Origin of the sequence: Synechococcus sp. C9 (assembly GCF_022984075.1) — a bacterium.
Taxonomy (GTDB): Bacteria; Cyanobacteriota; Cyanobacteriia; order Gloeomargaritales; family Gloeomargaritaceae; genus Gloeomargarita.
This window is the reverse complement of sequence record NZ_JALAAD010000002.1, coordinates 68,561-86,895: the sequence shown is the minus strand read 5'-3', so window position 1 is coordinate 86,895 and position 18,335 is coordinate 68,561. Positions and strand designations below refer to the sequence as shown.

At 48.0% G+C, this 18,335-nt stretch carries 11 protein-coding genes and 1 CRISPR repeat array; of the genes, 7 read left to right on the top strand and 4 right to left on the bottom strand.

The genetic code is table 11. The features are described 5' to 3' along the window. The 4 genes from cas3 to csb2 all read left to right on the top strand — a co-directional run. Positions 1-1,915 (top strand): CRISPR-associated helicase Cas3' (cas3, locus tag MLD66_RS14250; protein ID WP_247219368.1); only part of this gene is annotated, 1,915 nt, incomplete at its 5' end. A gap of 5 nt (positions 1,916-1,920) precedes the next feature. After that, positions 1,921-4,131 carry a type I-U CRISPR-associated protein Csx17 gene (gene csx17, locus MLD66_RS14245; RefSeq protein ID WP_247219363.1) on the top strand — a complete coding sequence of 737 codons (2,211 nt, stop codon included), beginning with the start codon at positions 1,921-1,923 and terminating at the stop codon, positions 4,129-4,131. After that, positions 4,082-5,161, top strand: coding sequence for a type I-U CRISPR-associated RAMP protein Csb1/Cas7u (cas7u, locus tag MLD66_RS14240; RefSeq protein WP_247219361.1), 1,080 nt, complete (start codon positions 4,082-4,084; stop codon positions 5,159-5,161). Before csx17 ends, cas7u begins: the two co-directional genes overlap by 50 nt. 4 nt (positions 5,162-5,165) lie before the next feature. After that, positions 5,166-6,863 (top strand): type I-U CRISPR-associated protein Csb2, encoded by a 1,698-nt coding sequence (gene csb2, locus MLD66_RS14235; protein WP_247219359.1) that lies wholly within the window; start codon positions 5,166-5,168, stop codon positions 6,861-6,863. 188 nt (positions 6,864-7,051) lie between these two features. Then, positions 7,052-9,007: direct repeats of the CRISPR family, unit length 36 nt; unit sequence CTCTCACTGTGGTTTTCCCCCACAGCCCCTTTGAAG. Here the strand turns inward: csb2 and MLD66_RS14230 are convergent. The 3 genes from MLD66_RS14230 to MLD66_RS14220 all read right to left on the bottom strand — a co-directional run bounded on the left by MLD66_RS14230 (position 9,008) and on the right by MLD66_RS14220 (position 10,444). After that, complete coding sequence (locus tag MLD66_RS14230; protein WP_247219357.1) at positions 9,008-9,412, bottom strand: hypothetical protein; 405 nt, start codon at positions 9,410-9,412, stop codon at positions 9,008-9,010. Continuing rightward, on the bottom strand, positions 9,409-9,735 hold the full coding sequence (locus MLD66_RS14225) for a hypothetical protein (RefSeq protein WP_247219355.1): 327 nt from the start codon (positions 9,733-9,735) through the stop codon (positions 9,409-9,411). The genes MLD66_RS14230 and MLD66_RS14225 overlap by 4 nt, the downstream gene beginning before the upstream one ends. Before the next feature lie 535 nt (positions 9,736-10,270). After that, positions 10,271-10,444, bottom strand: a complete 174-nt coding sequence (locus tag MLD66_RS14220; RefSeq protein WP_247219353.1) for a hypothetical protein — start codon at positions 10,442-10,444, stop codon at positions 10,271-10,273. Between the two features lie 878 nt (positions 10,445-11,322). Between MLD66_RS14220 and MLD66_RS14215 the strand changes: the two genes are divergently transcribed. After that, positions 11,323-11,640: a transposase gene (locus MLD66_RS14215; RefSeq protein WP_247219352.1), complete on the top strand. Its 318-nt coding sequence runs from the start codon at positions 11,323-11,325 to the stop codon at positions 11,638-11,640. Further along, on the top strand, positions 11,630-12,109 hold the full coding sequence (locus tag MLD66_RS14210; protein WP_339397083.1) for a transposase: 480 nt from the start codon (positions 11,630-11,632) through the stop codon (positions 12,107-12,109). Before MLD66_RS14215 ends, MLD66_RS14210 begins: the two co-directional genes overlap by 11 nt. Before the next feature lie 1,948 nt (positions 12,110-14,057). On the opposite strand, the gene MLD66_RS14205 is transcribed toward MLD66_RS14210, so the two are convergent. Beyond that, the gene (locus MLD66_RS14205) at positions 14,058-14,630 is read right to left on the bottom strand and encodes a transposase (RefSeq protein WP_339397075.1); all 573 of its coding nucleotides are present in this window, start codon (positions 14,628-14,630) and stop codon (positions 14,058-14,060) included. Between the two features lie 569 nt (positions 14,631-15,199). On the opposite strand from MLD66_RS14205, the gene drmD reads away from it, so the two are divergent. Continuing rightward, the gene (drmD, locus tag MLD66_RS14200) at positions 15,200-18,334 is read left to right on the top strand and encodes a DISARM system SNF2-like helicase DrmD (RefSeq protein ID WP_339397081.1); all 3,135 of its coding nucleotides are present in this window, start codon (positions 15,200-15,202) and stop codon (positions 18,332-18,334) included. Position 18,335 lies beyond the last annotated feature (1 nt).

The window sequence follows — 18,335 nt, the reverse complement described above, 5'->3', positions numbered from 1 at the left end:
CACTGCCCAGTTGCAGGGCTTTCGGGAGCAATTCGGCACCTACGGACCCACCCACTCAATCTGGATGTCCGCTACGCTTGACCCCAAGTTTTTAGATACCCCTGATTTCCGGCAGAATAACCGCAATCCCAATGTGTTGACTCTGACCGAAACGGACGAGCAGTCCCCTGTGGTGAAACAACGGTTAGGGGCAGTGAAAACGTTAAGGAAGCTAGCAACCACTCTGAGTCAGCGGCAGGATGCGAAGGGGAAACCTTTACCTGCTCCTAAGCAGGAAGCGGCCTACGCCAAAGCACTGGCAGCGGAAGTTGCAGAAATTCATGAACCAGGAACCTTGACACTTATCATATGTAATCGGGTTTCTCGCGCACAGGCTGTTTATCAGGTATTAAAAAAATTAATCCCAGAAACGGAATCTATCACGTTGATTCACTCCCGGTTTCGTTTGGCTGAGCGGCGCATACAAAACTCTAAAATTAACGAGTATCGTAGCGGCAAAAGCGGCATATTGGTCACGACCCAAGCGGTGGAGGCAGGGGTTGATATTTCTGCAAAAAACCTCATCACAGAGTTGGCTCCTTGGTCTGCCTTAGTGCAACGGTTTGGGCGGTGCAATCGCAAAGGAGAATACGCAACGGCATTCGTGTATTGGGTGGATATTCCCGACTTGAATTGGAGAGGTATCGCCCAGCCGTACACCGTTGAAGAACTGAAGATTGCCCGGGAACAGTTAGAAAAACTGGAAGATGTGGGGTTGAATCGTATTAGAGAGATGCAGATAGTAACCCCAGAGATTGAGGGACTGATTCCACGGAAAACCGATATTTTGGAGCTTTTCGATACCTCAGTGGATTTAGCGGGTCATGATATTGATGTTTCACGGTTTATCCGTAATGCGGAAGACCTGGATGTGCAGGTAGCATGGCGTGAATGGGAAGGGACAGTTCCCCCCCAGACCCCCGAAGATGCTGGTTACAAAGGGGCATTACAAAAAGAGGAGCTTTGCTCAGTTCGTGTTTATCGAATCAAGGAGTTTCTGGAGAAGGTGCAAGGGATTGCCTGGGTTTGGGATGGGGAATGGACCCGGGCGCAATCATTTTATCCCGGCCAAAGGTTGCTCTTGCACTGTAGCTTGGGGGGATATAGTGCGGAGCTTGGGTTTACCGGGAACCCCAAAGACAAACCAGCACCAGTAGAACTCGAGGACAACAGCTTGATTGAACCGGATGGCGACGGGAGAGACCCGCTCAGCTTCTCCGCCCAGTGGGAATCTTTGCAAGAGCACTCCATCAAAACGGCACAGGTAATGGATGAACTTTGCCAAAAATTACATGGGGTTTGGGGGCAATCGCCGTTGCCGAAAACGCTACTGTGCAGAGCCGCCCAATGGCATGATGCGGGAAAAGCTCATGAAGAATTCCAGAAGATGTTGCGCTGGGAACAGAATCCTCCCGTACCTACGGATCAGCTCTGGGCTAAGGCACCGCCAAGGGATAGACAAAAGCAATACATCTGGCCACACGACCGCCGGGGGTTTCGGCATGAATTGGTCAGTGCCTTAATGGCGCTACAGAACAATGAGGATTTTTTGCTGGCTTACCTGGTCGTTTGTCACCACGGAAAAGTCCGTATGAATATTCAGCCCCGTCCCCATGAAATTAAACCTCAAGGCAAAGAGTTGTACGCCCTGGGTGTCCATGAGGGAGACTGCGTGTCTGAAGTGGATTTGGGGGGCGGCGTGACCATCCCTTCTCTGCAACTCACCCTCAAGTGTATGCAGTTGGGGGCAGATTCTTGGACCGAGCGGGCTTATGCCCTGCTGGAACAATACGGCCCTTTCAAGTTGGCCTTTTTGGAGATGCTGGTTCGTATAACAGACTGGCGAGCCTCTACCCCTACATCCACGATGGAGTGATGTTTATGAGCAATGTCCTGGCTTTGCCTGGTTGTCAGACTCAACCTTTGGCGAGTTATCTCAAAGCCCTTGGGGTGTTCCGCTTGGTGGCCGAGCAGAAAGACCCGCAAGCCCGGTGCTATTGGCAAGAGAATGGATTTTATCTGGTTTCCAGCCTCGATGCACCGGCTCTGGAGCAGTTTTTCCTACGGGAGTATCAGCCGACGCCCATCCTGGCTCCGTGGAATGGACAAACTGGCTTTTTCCCAAAAGACAAAGGGAATACCCTTACCCAGGTTCGAAATTCCACTACTGTGCGATTTCAGTCCTATCGGGAAGCTATTGAAATTGCCTTGACAATCGTCCACGAGATGGGGTTGCAAAAACAACCCTCGGAGAAGGGAAAGAAGCGACTGTTGGTCAAACTGCGTAACCAATTGCCCGACCCGGCACTCCCTTGGTTGGATACGTGCTCCCTCATTGCTGATGAAGAAATTAAATTTCCTCCCTTGACGGGTTCCGGTGGTAATGATGGCAATTTAGAATTCAGCCGCACCTTTATGCAACGTTTGTTAGACCTCATTAAGAAAGACCAAGGAACTCCCCAACCTGAAGCCGATGTATTGTTACAGGCTTCCTTATTTGGCGAGATTCTTCCAGGTTTATCATTTAAGGGTTCGATTGGACAGTTTCATCCCCTAGCGGCGGGGGGGGTGAATGCTCATCCCGGCTTTCAGGCCGATTCACGGGTCAATGCCTGGGATTTCGTCTTGATGATGGAGGGGCTGATTCTATTTCGGGCGGGGAGTACCCGGCGTTATGAGCACACCGCACCGGGGGAACTAGCCTATCCATTTACGGTACGGGCTTCTGCTGTGGGCTATGGCAGTGCCAGTGCGACGGATCGGGCTAGGGCGGAACTTTGGGTTCCTGTATGGACAACGCCTGTCGGGCTAAAAGGACTGCAATCCCTGTTCTCGGAAGGCCGAGCCAAGGTGAAAAAACGGACAGCGCAGACGGGGGTTGATTTCGCCCGGGGGTTGTCCAACTTGGCACGCCAACGGGGTATCCACGCTTTTGTCCGGTACAGCTTCTTGGAGCGTAATGGCTTATCCTATTTTGCGATTCCCCTTGGTCAATTTGCACCCCAGCAACAGCCGCAAGTAGACCTGCTGGCCGATATTGATTCTTGGTTGATGTCTTTGAGAAGAACCAATTCCGAAACGTCCCCGGCTTCCGTGCGCAATGCCTATCGGTATTTGGAGGAGAGTATTTTTCAACTGGCTTGTGGGAAGGAGTCTCTCCTGGAGGTACTGATAGCACTTGGGGCGATGGAAGCGGCCTTGAGTCGGTCGCTCAAATTTACCCTGGAAAAGGGCATAAAACCTTTTCCTACCATTTGGGGGAAGGCTTACGAACGAGCAAAGCAGTGGCTGGTAGCCCTAGCTACGGATGAACCTGAATTCCGGTTGGCTTTGGCACTGGCAGGCAGGCCATTGATGCGCCAACGCTTGGTCAAAGTCCGCGAAAAAAGACGCGGTAAAACCATTCGTCTGGAATGGGCTGAAGAAAATGACCCTATCACCACCTGGCAACAAGGGTCGCTGACCACCAATCTATTGCACTTGCTCCAACGGGAAGCAATTGAGCAACAACAGCAGAGTAAAGCCGAATCCTCCCAATCCTCAGAGGAGCAGGCGGATATGGCTTCTCAAGCTCAGGAAAGCTCACAGGCTTCGATGAGACCGAAAGCTTATGCGTCTTTGAGCGATGTTGCCGCTTGGATCAATGGGAACGTGGATGAAGTGCGGTTGGAGGCAATTTTGCGGGGGCTATGCCTGCTGAAGATTCCTGACCAACCTGTACCTTTCGAACCCCACCTGCCGCCGGATTTGCCCCCAGCCTTTGGGGTCTTGGTCAATGTCCACAGTGGCTTGGTCAAATGGGGGGAGCAGAAGGTAGAGGTGAAGCGTGTTCCCAATTTGCTCGGACAACTCACAGCCGGTGATTGCTTTTCCGCAATGACGCTTGTCCTCCATCGCCTCCGTGCCGATGGTTTGCCCATCGGTTTGCATGAAGGGATTCACGAACCGCCTGAGCGAACCCGACGAATGGGGGCAGCCCTGGCGTTCCCCCTTACTCTTGGGCAAAGGGAAAAATTAATTCTTCCCTTGCTTAAGGCGAATCATGACCTTTCCCCTGCCAATTGTTCTTTTGCCAATTGTTCTTTTTTGTAAAGGAGATACCTTGATGTTTACTGAGATGTTTACTGACCTCAAATCCGCCTCTCGTTTGTTGCTCGAAGCAAAACTGGCTCCAGTACAAGGAACTCGCTTCCAACCCACTGGGTTCCCTGATTTAGGAGCCGCAGAATATCGTCTCCCAGATGGTACCGTGATGCTCCTTGTCGAGTCCCCCCAAAGTGTGGCCAATCGCCTGGAAGCAACTATTTGGGATACAGCCAACAAAACGGTGGTTAAGGAGTTGCAAGGCATCCCCTACGTGGAAGTGTATGACCAAAGTGGTGACTTCTTAACCAATTCTCTCTTGGAAGCTCATCGTCTTAATTCCAACTATATCTTGGAAAGCAAAGATGATAGCTTTCTAAATATACTCAAACAGGAACTAGAAATTGCGCCCGATAAGCCCCTAAAGTTTGAGTGCTTTGCTAAGCTACTAGTTAAGTATGATCTGAATTGCTTGTTACATGGGCTGTTTCTAGCCAAGAGTGAAATCGCTGGAGGACGTTATAAAATGCCCCGGGCACTTTCGGGATTTATTGAAGCGCACGGGGTTGAGAAAGTGGTCTCAGGGGGTGTAAAACTTGACCGGATTAATGCCAAAGGAGATGCGGAACAGGGGGCTGGCAATATCCCCTATCATCGGGTTGAATACACGGCCAGGGAAATCAAGGCTTATTTCAGCTTAGATTTAGCGCAAATTTATGGGTATAGCTTGGGGGATGACGTAGAGAATTTGTTGATTGCCATAGCCCTATGGAAGATACAAAAGTTTTTGGAAAATGGACTACGACTCCGTACCGCCTGTGACTTGGAAGTGGTTGCATTAAACGTGAAGAAGCCCGCAGGGTTTGAACTCCCCAGTATTGAGGTTTTATCTGAAGCGTTGCCAAAGTTAATAGAAACTGCCCAGCCAGCTTTTGCAAACCCTGCAATTACTAAGGTGACATACATACCAAAACCAAAGAAGAAGAAAGGGAATGGGGCAACGGGTAATGCCCCCGATACGGAAGCAGTGGAGGGATAAAACGATGACCCTAAACTTGAAAATTTGGTTTTTAGCCGGGCGCTATCATGCCACGGATTGGAATCACCAAGTGAATGAGGGGGTGTTGGAGTGGCCCCCCTCGCCCTGGCGCCTGTACCGAACGTTTGTCTTTAGCTACTACCGCCTCCCGGAACGCCCTGACCGTTCGGTTTTATTGGGGTTGTTGGAGCGTTTATCCAGTGTTTTACCCCATTACTATCTCCCACCCACTGCTCAGGGGCATACCCGCCACTATATGCCTGTATGGAAGGAAGGCGAAAATTGCAAGACCTTAGTGTTCGATACATTTCTGGCGTTGGGAAACGGGGCTGGCTCTGAGGATGCTGTGATTTGGATGACCTGGCCGGGACTGGTGTTGTCCGAGTCACACCGCAGGCTCCTTGCCCAACTGTGTGAACGTATCAGCTACCTGGGGCGTGCCGAATCCTGGGCGGAACTCTCTATCCAGGATCAACCTTCCCTCGGGGGACAGAAGGCTTTCCCTTTATTAGAAGCAGTGGGCGGAACGGGCACCCACACGGTCAAGGTTTTGGTGCCGATGCAAGAAGAGTTAGCAAAACTCAAGTCGCAGACGCTTCCGCCCCCGAAACGAGGGAAAGCCAGATACAAAATACCGCAGGACATTCTATCTGCTTTGGAGCTGGATATTGGCGACTGGCACCGCCAGGGGTGGAGTGGCATTCCAGGGGCGCGGTGGGTTGCTTATATCTTGAATGACCCCCCCAAACAGAGCGAATCTAGCCCTCGCAAGGGCTTTTCCCTCGCAGGCGAACAACAGAGCGAATCTAGCCCTCGCAAGGGCTTTTCCCTCGCAGGCGAACCTGCTTTCGCACGCTTTGCTTTATCTGGTAATGTACTGCCGAAATTGACTCGTGCCTTGTCCATCGGGGAACGCTTCAGAGAGGCTTTGATGTCCTGGAGCAAAGGTCATGTTCTATTTTCTGGTCGGGACCCGGAAAATTTAGATGATACGGGCAATCCACTGCCTGTCCAAGGCCATCCCCATTGCTGGTATTTATCGGAAGATGTGGATGGGGATGGGTTTATTGACCATGTTTTGGTTTATGCGGCTAAGGGGTTTGATGAAAAAGCCCTCAAGGCTTTGCGTGACTTAAAGAAGGTCTGGAGCAACGAAACCAGTGAGGGGGAACTCCAAACCATTTTGATTCAACTAGGGCGGGTCAAGGACTACGCCACAACCCTGGAAAGCCGCATTCCGGGGGTATCGCCTCTGATAGCCAAGGCAACCACTTGGCGTTCGCTGACCCCGATGGTTTTGCCACGCCATTTTAAGAGAAATCCCAAATTAGACCCAGCCTCACAACTGCTAATTGACAGCCCGGAACACCAGGTATTATCCCAAATTCGTTGTTTGCGGAAACATGACTTGCTGAAATTCTCGGAACCACCAGGCTGGACTTGGAAAAACCATATCCTTGTCACCCAGGAAGGTTTTGATGGGCTATATCCCTGGTATGCCTACCAGCGGCTACGTCAGAAGGGAAATGGCTCCCATGCGGGCAATAAAGCCTACTGGGTCGAGATAACTTTTCCAGAAGCGATTGTCGGCCCGTTAGCGCTGGGCTATGCGGCGCACTTTGGTTTAGGTGTTTTCATGCCCTGCCTGAAAAAATGGCAAACCACCAGCGAGGTTTTGAGTGCAGACGAAAAAATTGGCTGAAAGCCTCATGTCCACGCTTTTTCGAGGAATGCCCCTGAAAACCAGGTTTGCCAACCCCTCAAACCCCTATGGCTCAAGGATTTTTGCTCAAACCCTGCTAGAGAAAAGGAGAAAAATCGCTACAATAGGTCAGGTTTGCCAATTTGCCCCCGCTAATGCCCATCCCATCAGCATCCTAACCCCATGCCCTCTCACTGTGGTTTTCCCCCACAGCCCCTTTGAAGGTTCGGGCAGGTTCATCACGCTGTGCACCTCGTTTAGGGCCTCTCACTGTGGTTTTCCCCCACAGCCCCTTTGAAGGAATTATGATCAAATTGAACTTGTCCGGGCACCCGACTCTCACTGTGGTTTTCCCCCACAGCCCCTTTGAAGGAGTCCATCCGGCGGCAATAAATCGGGAATTTCTATAGGGACTCTCACTGTGGTTTTCCCCCACAGCCCCTTTGAAGGAAGGCTTCCAGAAGATGGAAGAAAATCAACCGGAGAGCTCTCACTGTGGTTTTCCCCCACAGCCCCTTTGAAGGCTTAGAGCATCTTTACCGTTCGCACCGGTTCCGTACTCTCACTGTGGTTTTCCCCCACAGCCCCTTTGAAGGCGTTCATCTAAGCTACGGCTGGAGAGCACTTCCGACACTCTCACTGTGGTTTTCCCCCACAGCCCCTTTGAAGGTCGTCCTCCCCGTATAGGTTGGTTTCCGGAAACAGCTCTCACTGTGGTTTTCCCCCACAGCCCCTTTGAAGGATTTCTAGGGATTTAGAGTTCGGGGAGTTCCAGGGCTCTCACTGTGGTTTTCCCCCACAGCCCCTTTGAAGGCAAACAATTTCCCCCATAACCGCTCCAAATTTCCGTACTCTCACTGTGGTTTTCCCCCACAGCCCCTTTGAAGGACCTATCCTGAATGTCTGTTCTTACTGGTTAGATTTGAGCTCTCACTGTGGTTTTCCCCCACAGCCCCTTTGAAGCTATTTGCCAGCATCTGAGAGCAAACAGGTTGGTTTCTCTCACTGTGGTTTTCCCCCACAGCCCCTTTGAAGGATGATTGGATCGATAATGATGTACTCCACGGTTGCCCGCTCTCACTGTGGTTTTCCCCCACAGCCCCTTTGAAGACGCCCCCGTAAAGTCCGCTCCCATCATATCGAGCCAGGCTCTCACTGTGGTTTTCCCCCACAGCCCCTTTGAAGGTGCCATGCTTCCATTTCCAACTCCCCCCCAGCTTGCACTCTCACTGTGGTTTTCCCCCACAGCCCCTTTGAAGGCAAACAATTTCCCCCATAACCGCTCCAAATTTCCGTACTCTCACTGTGGTTTTCCCCCACAGCCCCTTTGAAGGTGTTGCCCAGGCTCCAGCCAATCCAGATATGAAGCACTCTCACTGTGGTTTTCCCCCACAGCCCCTTTGAAGGTCCAGATGGCTAGGCTCTACTCCCACAAGCCCCTACTCTCACTGTGGTTTTCCCCCACAGCCCCTTTGAAGGACCTATCCTGAATGTCTGTTCTTACTGGTTAGATTTGAGCTCTCACTGTGGTTTTCCCCCACAGCCCCTTTGAAGACGCCCCCGTAAAGTCCGCTCCCATCATATCGAGCCAGGCTCTCACTGTGGTTTTCCCCCACAGCCCCTTTGAAGGTGTTGCCCAGGCTCCAGCCAATCCAGATATGAAGCACTCTCACTGTGGTTTTCCCCCACAGCCCCTTTGAAGGTCCAGATGGCTAGGCTCTACTCCCACAAGCCCCTACTCTCACTGTGGTTTTCCCCCACAGCCCCTTTGAAGGTGTTGCCCAGGCTCCAGCCAATCCAGATATGAAGCACTCTCACTGTGGTTTTCCCCCACAGCCCCTTTGAAGCTATTTGCCAGCATCTGAGAGCAAACAGGTTGGTTTCTCTCACTGTGGTTTTCCCCCACAGCCCCTTTGAAGGCAAACAATTTCCCCCATAACCGCTCCAAATTTCCGTACTCTCACTGTGGTTTTCCCCCACAGCCCCTTTGAAGGATGATTGGATCGATAATGATGTACTCCACGGTTGCCCGCTCTCACTGTGGTTTTCCCCCACAGCCCCTTTGAAGACGCCCCCGTAAAGTCCGCTCCCATCATATCGAGCCAGGCTCTCACTGTGGTTTTCCCCCACAGCCCCTTTGCGATTTAGGAAGCACTGTTTTCAGTGAGCAGTTCCATACCACTCCAACGCAATACTAAGTTCATCGTTGCTCGCACATCTGCTTCACAGTAGCGAGCAATTTTTTCATAATTATCTCCACTCCAGTACAAATCTCCCACATGGCTACCGTCCATATCCATTTTCGGGCTAGGAATATCAAATAACTTAGTTAAAAGTACCAGCTTAGTATAGTTTTTGAAATCACCAAATCTCCATAATTCCATTGTGTCTTTAAAGGGTATTTCCCAGGGTTTTTTGTCATAAACATGAAGAATTTTTGGTAAGGGTAAGACCTGATTGATGAGCATTCGACGAGCCAATACCGGAATATCAAAACCTTTAATATTATGACCGCATAAGGTATATCCAAGAAGCTTGGGACTACTCAATAAACTAGCTGTTTCAATAGTATAGCCTTTTCATCAGAACCATAGAATGACCTAGTACGACCTACCGCTTTACCATCATCAGACCAGCGGATATATCCAGTCGACACACATACCACTCGGTTAAATTCGGCAAAAAGTCCTGCTTTTTCTTTATAAGAATAAGGGGTATCAAAATCTGGATCATCCTCTGCTTTATAGTATTGTCGAGCTTTATCTTCCCAAAAGCCCTGCATATCTGCATCTAGTTCCTCAAATTTATCCTGATTACGAGCTGTTTCTACGTCAAGGAACAGCAATTTTTCAATTTCTGCACGAGTGAACATGATGACCTCCTTTCACAATTCTGCTGAAAATAATTGACAGAAAAAACGTGCAAACATTAGTTTCGACTTAGTTATTTTAGCTTTTGAATATAGTTTAGCACTTTGATAGCTGTAGTTTAGAGCCACAGAAATAGTTTGCTCTTTCACTTTCAATAGAAGTGCAGATACAGCTTCAATGGAGCTATGGCTCAGAACTACAGGCGATTTTTATGGTATCACATCTTCGCTAATTCATTTTTCAATGTATGTTAATGTACTAACGCTCGACCTGTGTTTACCAGCATTTCAGAGTTACTTTCGGGACTGATTGCCTGCAATCCCCTCAGATTTAATCACAAGCTCTCCGGCAGTTGCCCCTCACCGGTACTGTATTCCCTCAGTACTGGCAACCCCCGGAACCCAGTATGTCTGAAACCGAGAGACAACTACTTTTGTCCGCCCCTACGTTCCCCCTTCTGAAAAATTCTCACCCAGACCGCCGGGTAGTGCTATCCAAGTAATTGTTTGTTATTATAAAATAACTACAAATGACACGCTAGGTTGCCAACGAAGTCCCTGCCGTTGACGAGGGCGGGCGGTCTAACTCCCTAGGCAAATTAGGGGAGCAATTCCCAAAAAACTTTATCTCATGGGCATGGGAGCAATCCACCATCCCCCGTTGCCCTCCCGCTGGCTCCTCGTTGGTTGCCTTAAATACCACACGACTCATCCCCCTAAAAATCCTTGTGACTCTTTTTTGAGCATTACAAAGATAGCACTACCGACCGCCGGGAACACTGCCCCTGTCCGTTGCACCCATTCCCGAAAATCCTCACCAATCCGAGGCTCACGCTCTCAGGTATAGTTTGATTACTTTAAATCAAACATTTCGAGACTATATCTTTAAATTATTCCTCTAAGATATTTTCCATTTGCAGAATTGACATAACTTTGTAGTGACAGTTTGCCGGATTATCACCCTTATCAACAAGCTGTTTTCAGGCTTTTATTAATGCAATACTCATTGCTTAAAATAGGGTCACAATATTACCGACTGACACGCCTGCCAAGGAGCTTAACGCCAGTAAATGCGACACTTTATGACTAAAATAGAGTTACACATTTTTAGGGGATAAACCGAGGTGAAAAGGGGCAGGGGCAACCCGAACTGGGTTGAGGGGGGATGGGGGGAAGAAACCAGAACCTACCGGCTACCCGTGAGAATTGGCGAGCGCATCCAACAGTTGCGGAAAGAGGGGAACCATGTCGAGGACATCCTAATACTTCTAAATATTAAAAAATTTGACTTTAGACCCTACTTTAATGAATACCTGTACCAAATCGAGCGTGGAACCATCAAGCTACCACTCAGGCTTAAAGAAACCGCCAAACGTGTTTTGTATGCCTTCCTTGACTACTGGAATAATCCGCCGTCTTAACTTATTCAACTTTAAGGAGCAGTGGCAGAAGCGGAACCAAGGTTGCCCCGTTTTAGTTGAGCGCACCACTATCGTATCCCCAAAACTAAACCCGGTGAGTGGATACATATAGAACCCATTTGACATCTTATAGAATACAGAGAAATTGCATGGACACAGTGGAGATAGTATGGCGTATTCCAGCGACCTTAGTGATGCAGAATGGGAGATTGTTGAACCGCTGTTATTGGAATTACTACCCAAGAAGAAAAAAACTCGTCCCCCCAAATGGACAAATAGACAAATCATTAATGGCATCTTGTATCAACTCAAAAACGGTTGTAATTGGTGTGACCTACCTAGAGATTTACCCCCTTATTCAACGGTTTACTGGCACTATAAACAATGGCGAGATGCTGGAGCATTGACTCAATTGATGCACCGATTACACCAACAAGTACGAGAACAGGTAAAAAAAATCCCAATGGACAACCCTAATCATCATTGACTCCCAAGCGGTAAAAAATACTTGTAATGCGAGTATTGATTCTAAAGGATATTGTTTCTACAAAGCCACTAATGGTATCAAGCGACATCTAGCTGTAGATACCCTTGGGTTTCCTTTTTTCACTCATTGTACGCCTGCCCATGTATCGGATGATGTGGGATTAGTGGAAATGCTGACCCTAAATATGGATTATTTTAGAGCCAAGCCGGTGACGATTCCCAAAATTACGATTTTGTTAGACCGGGGGTATCATATTAACTTTTTAATCAAAGAATTGGAGCAGATTTATCCAGAAATTATGACTATAGCTAAGCATACAAAGGTTGACATGATATGGGTCGCTGGGCGTAGCCCCACATTGGTTCCCCAGAATCTTAAGGCGACAACCTTAACCTACCTAGCTATAAAATCCGCTTTGAATTGTCAACGAAGCCGTCAAAACAAAAGAAATCAGGCTTTGTGCCTGTGACAGCCAGGTGGGTAATTGAGCGGTCGAATGCTTGGATGGAGCGGTGCAAGAGTCTGGTCAAGAACTTTGAACGAACTCTGACCCATGCCGTCACCAAAATAAACCTATGTTTTATTCGCCTTATGTTGAAGCGTCTCGCATCTCCTCCTTGAAATCTCAAATGGGTTCTATATCATCCTACAAACTATTTTATTATCCCTAACTCTTCCTAAGTAGCTTTACCGCTCCCTAACATATTTCATTTCCACCTGCTTTTCATCTCTATCCAATTACTACTACTCACTAATTTCTAAACTATATGCTCACTTACTGTAATTCTATTGTTACTTCTTGTGCCACTCATACTGTCATTTTTAACTTCAATCTTTGACCACTTATTAGTCTTGAACATATTTTGTTGTAGTTCCTAATAAGTTGCATCTCTAAGTATCTCTTTATGCCTAAGTATAATTAAATTTGCTTGATACTATAATTTACTCTATATTTTTAGCATACTTACATAATATGCCCACTTAACAGTTCACTTTAGTGTATTTCTGAATTCCTCTATGGTTTCTGGTATATGCTGACAATATGCTTAAGTTTGTGCAATCTATTACTTTCAGTATATATCCTATCAATGTTTCATGTTTAGGCTTAAAGCTTGTTTATTAAAATGCTAACTTGTTCATTAACATAAGCACCAATGCAACTATGCCCTGTCTAGTGTGTCAGTATCCTCATCTGGTATTGCTCCTAGAGTGCATATACTAGTTATCTCTGTCTTTGAATGTTCAGGAAACTTCTAATTTCATTATCCAGTATCATTCCTAAAGTCTACGTGTTAGTCATCTCTTTGCTTCACCTCCTGATCATCCTCTAAACTCATTTCGATGTCACTCTCTCAGGAGTTATAGATTCAGTATGATATGTTGAAGTCTATTTAAATTTTACAGGTGGGTCAAAAGTCAGGCATTGCGCAGGATCAATAAGCGACCGGACAGTTGTCATACGAGCGACCATACGAGCAATCTTAGAGTAGGATTTGCTAGTCTACCATTGCAACTATCAGACTAGCTGCGAAGCTTCTACATCTTAATGTAACATACAGTTAGCAATGTAGAAGGAAATTAGATGGATAAGCAATTGTCATATAATTGAAATATACTTTAATAACAACGCAACCATAAAAACTAGTCAATCTCTGCACATTAATTTAGATACTTATCAGTGAGTTACTAGACATATAAGTGACAGCTAAACAACCAAAAGTATAACATATACAGAAAAAGACATTAGCAAGTTTTTCAACAAAACATAAGGCATTAAGAATGCTAACAGTAGAGCAAAGTAAGGCACCATAATTAAGGAAGAAGCGACAATTGCAATACAAATAGATACAACAAGTGACCAAGATAAGACAGAATAAATTATAGGATATTGGAAGGGCAATAGTTTACTATTAAGGCGAACAATAGTTAAGGATTAACTAAAATAGAGATAATGACAAGAGTAGGATAGTCAATTAACCATTGATAGGTTTAGTGAAGAGCAAATTAGCAATCATTGAATTAAGTATAGATCGGATAAGAGTAGGTACATACAAAATAGATACAGATGAAGTTACAAAAGGTCAAACGGGATGAAGTAGAGTTAAATTGCTAAAAGTCAATCAAATAGAGAGAGAGGTGGAGGGAAGAGAGGGTAGTAAAGTTTCTAGGTAGGGAGTTGTTATAGAGGGGGTAAGACTATAAGGGGGTGGAGGGAGAGAGACAATTGACTTAGAGATCGAACCCCTATAGAACCCATTTGAGATTTCAAGGAGGAGATGCGAGACGCTTCAACATAAGGCGAATAAAACATAGGTTTATTTTGGTGACGGCATGGGTCAGAGTTCGTTCAAAGTTCTTGACCAGACTCTTGCACCGCTCCATCCAAGCATTCGACCGCTCAATTACCCACCTGGCTGTCACAGGCACAAAGCCTGATTTCTTTTGTTTTGACGGCTTCGTTGACAATTCAAAGCGGATTTTATAGCTAGGTAGGTTAAGGTTGTCGCCTTAAGATTCTGGGGAACCAATGTGGGGCTACGCCCAGCGACCCATATCATGTCAACCTTTGTATGCTTAGCTATAGTCATAATTTCTGGATAAATCTGCTCCAATTCTTTGATTAAAAAGTTAATATGATACCCCCGGTCTAACAAAATCGTAATTTTGGGAATCGTCACCGGCTTGGCTCTAAAATAATCCATATTTAGGGTCAGCATTTCCACTAATCCCACATCATCCGATACATGGGCAGGCGTACAATGAGTGAAAAAAGGAAACCCAAGGGTATCTACAGCTAGATGTCGCTTGATACCATTAGTGGCTTTGTAGAAACAATATCCTTTAGAATCAATACTCGCATTACAAGTATTTTTTACCGCTTGGGAGTCAATGATGATTAGGGTTGTCCATTGGGATTTTTTTTTACCTGTTCTCGTACTTGTTGGTGTAATCGGTGCATCAATTGAGTCAATGCTCCAGCATCTCGCCATTGTTTATAGTGCCAGTAAACCGTTGAATAAGGGGGTAAATCTCTAGGTAGGTCACACCAATTACAACCGTTTTTGAGTTGATACAAGATGCCATTAATGATTTGTCTATTTGTCCATTTGGGGGGACGAGTTTTTTTCTTCTTGGGTAGTAATTCCAATAACAGCGGTTCAACAATCTCCCATTCTGCATCACTAAGGTCGCTGGAATACGCCATACTATCTCCACTGTGTCCATGCAATTTCTCTGTATTCTATAAGATGTCAAATGGGTTCTATAAAATTAAAACAAATTTGAGTCATTTTGCTAAAGCATTAACTTTCTGCTAACAAATGGTGGGGTAGATCAACTTACAAAGTCTCTCAATTATCCTTGTAATGGTCATACTATATCCAATCATTTCGGAGAATATGCACTTGGGTGCCTGGTCTAAACTGGATGCCTGGTATATCCTGAGATTAGAAACTGTTTAATGCTCTTGCTTCTTACGAATTGCTATATGGTTCTCAATCCTGCTGGTTTTGCAAACGCTACTGCCGATAGGGATTCTCTTAGTAGCAGATTAGGAAGTATTCCAGAGCAGGGTCAGCTTGTGGAAGTGAGAGGTCAGCGTTTCGTGGTCAACAACGTCAAAGTGTCCGCCTTAACCACGAATTATCTGTTGCCCCTTCACAAGCAACCGATTCAACATTTAGTGAGCCTTTCATCTGTTGAAGATGATGCTTTGGGAGAGGAACTAGAAATTATCTGGGAACTTGAACCGGGAGCCGTGCTATTTGAATCCAGAAAATTGCCTTATCCAGATGGGTTCGACCCACCGGAGCGACTTGATGCTTTTTTGGATGCGGTGGGATGGGGGGCGGCTTCCAGTGCTGATATGAGAAATGTGCAGTCACCGTTTCGTAGTGGGATTGATATTGAAGACTACCAACTGGATCCGGTGGTACGGGCGGTTCGGATGCCGCGGGTAAATTTGTTGATCGCCGATGACGTGGGGTTGGGAAAAACCATTGAAGCGGGTCTGGTGATCCAGGAACTGATCCTGCGGCACCGTGCCCGCCGGATTTTGGTCATTTGTCCCTCCTCGCTCCAGGTACAGTGGCATGACCAGATGCGGGACAAGTTTGGTCTGGAGTTCCGGATCGTGGATAGTGAGTTATTGCGTCAACTCCGGCGTAGTCGGGGTTTACATATCAATCCCTGGACTCATTTTCCCCGCTTAATTACCTCAATTGATTTTCTAAAACGAGACCGCCCCTTGCGGCTGATGCGGGAGGTGCTACCCGCTGAAGGAGAGTCCATCTACCCACGGCGCTTTGACCTCATGATCCTGGATGAAGCTCATCATGTGGCTCCCGCAGGGGGTGGCAACTATGCGATTGACTCGCAAAGAACGGCAACCATCCGTCTTTTGGCACCCCACTTCGAGCACAAACTGTTTTTGACCGCCACTCCCCATAACGGTTACCCAGAAAGCTTCACCGCTTTATTGGAACTTTTGGATTCCCAGCGGTTTGCCCGGGGTGTCCCGCCCGACCGTAACCAACTGCAGGTGGTCATGATCCGGCGGCTCAAGCAGGAACTTCCCCCTCGCTGGGATGGCACGCCCCGTTTCCCATCCCGTAAGCTGGAAGCCATTGAAGTATCCTACCCCCAAGCAGAGCGGCAGGTTCATCATGCCCTGAAGCGTTATATGGAACTGCGTCGGGAAGGTGCTAGGGACAAAGTTGAACAGACTGCTACTGAATTTGTCCTCAAATTGCTCAAAAAACGTTTATTCTCGTCACCCCAGGCGTTTTTGACCACGCTGGAGAAGCATGAGCAGACCATTCAAACGGCACAATACCGCCAAATTCGCCCTTTTGCCCAACCCAAAGTTGAAGTTTTACGTCGTCGTTTGGCAGAGGTTGAGGAAGATAGCGATGACGATGATTTCATCGAAGCAATGGAGAATGATACGGTCACGGAAACTTCGACTTTGTTGCGAGCATTAAGCCCTGAGGAGCAAGCCCTACTAACGTTTATGAGGGAGTGGGGGACCCAGGCGGTCTGTCGTCCAGACGCAAAGGCACAAGAACTCTTGAATTGGATTAATCATCACATTCGCCCCCAAGGGCAATGGTCAGACCAGCGGGTGATTATTTTTACGGAGTACCGAACAACTCAAAAATGGCTCTATGAGCTTCTTGCGGGTCAGGGGTTAGCTCAAAATGACCGCTTGATGATGCTCTATGGGGGGATGAATTCTGATGAACGGGAAAAAGTAAAGGCCGCATTTCAAGCGAGGCCAGATGTAGCAGATGTCCGCATCTTGTTGGCGACGGATGCCGCATCGGAGGGTTTGGATTTACAAAACTACTGCGCCAACCTCATCCACTATGAAATTCCGTGGAATCCCAATCGGATGGAACAGCGCAACGGTCGCATTGACCGCCACGGGCAAAAGGCATCCGAGGTGATGATTTATCACTTCGTCGGCAAGGGCTATTCTACTCAGGGGATGGGCCGGCCCGGTGACCTGGAAGGGGATTTGGAGTTTTTGATGCGAGCCGCCCTTAAGGTCAACACCATCCGAGAAGACCTCGGGAAAGTCGGCCCGGTGATTGCCAGCCAAGTGGAAGAGGCCATGTTGGGTAAAAGGGTCACGCTGGAAACCCGCGAGGCGGAACAGGAAAGCGAGCCGGTGCGCCGCCTACTGAAATTTGAGCGTAAAGTCAGAGAACAAATCGAGCAACTCAGACAACAACTGCAAGAGACCCGCACAAACTTGAGGTTAACACCCGAAAATATCGAGTCGGTCGTGCGGGTGGGTCTTGATGTCGCCCAGCAACCGGCACTGCAACCCATTCCGGGAGCACAAGGGCTGTTTCACCTGCCTGCTTTGCGAGGGAGTTGGTCGGCCTGTAGCCAAGGGTTGGCACACCCCCACACCGGGGAAATCCGGCCTGTTACTTTTGACCCAGACCTTGCTCACGGGCGAGATGATGTGGTGTTGGTTCATCTGAACCACCGACTGGTACAAATGTGCTTGCGCTTGTTGCGGGCTGAGGTCTGGGCCAGTGGTGCAAACAAGTCCCTCCATCGGGTCACCGCCCGCTTGGTACCTAGTTCGGCATTGGACGTTCCGGCGGTGGTCGCTTTCGGTCGGCTGGTCATCCTCGGCGGCGACCACCAGCGGCTCCACGAGGAGGTCATCACCGCCGGGGGGAGGATTCGCGAGGGGCGCTTTCGGCGTTTCGACAGTCTCTTGGAAATGCGTCAGGCTCTCAATTCAGCATTGCCCGACCCGGTTCCCGATGCCACCAAGGAACACTTGGCCTCCCTCTGGGATATTTATTCCGAGCCGCTCATGCAAAGCTTGGATGTCCGCAAAGAGGAGCGGGCGGTTTCTTTGAAAAACACCTTGAGTGAACGTTGCGAGAAAGAGGTGGCCGACATCACCGCCATCCTGAACGAACTCAAAAACAGCATTCTGCGGGAGCTAGAGGAGGTGAAACCCCCATTGATGCAACTGTCGCTGTTTAATGAAAATGAGCGGGAGCAATTTGAACGCAACCGTCGGAGTTTGGAGGAGCGACTCCAACAGATTCCCATCGAAATTGAGCAGGAATCGAACCTGATCCGCAAACGCTTTAGCGACCCCACGCCCCGGCTATTCCCGCTGGCAATCACGTTCCTGGTTCCCAAAAAGTTTGCCCATCCCTAGG

Bases quoted from the DNA above. Each gene is read 5' to 3' on its own strand.
- MLD66_RS14205 (WP_339397075.1), bottom strand. From the start codon at position 14,630: ATGGCGAGATGCTGGAGCATTGACTCAATTGATGCACCGATTACACCA.
- csx17 (WP_247219363.1), top strand. From the start codon at position 1,921: ATGAGCAATGTCCTGGCTTTGCCTGGTTGTCAGACTCAACCTTTGGCG.
- MLD66_RS14225 (WP_247219355.1), bottom strand. From the start codon at position 9,735: ATGTTCACTCGTGCAGAAATTGAAAAATTGCTGTTCCTTGACGTAGAA.
- MLD66_RS14215 (WP_247219352.1), top strand. From the start codon at position 11,323: ATGGCGTATTCCAGCGACCTTAGTGATGCAGAATGGGAGATTGTTGAA.
- cas7u (WP_247219361.1), top strand. From the start codon at position 4,082: ATGACCTTTCCCCTGCCAATTGTTCTTTTGCCAATTGTTCTTTTTTGT.
- csb2 (WP_247219359.1), top strand. From the start codon at position 5,166: ATGACCCTAAACTTGAAAATTTGGTTTTTAGCCGGGCGCTATCATGCC.
- MLD66_RS14220 (WP_247219353.1), bottom strand. From the start codon at position 10,444: ATGAGTCGTGTGGTATTTAAGGCAACCAACGAGGAGCCAGCGGGAGGG.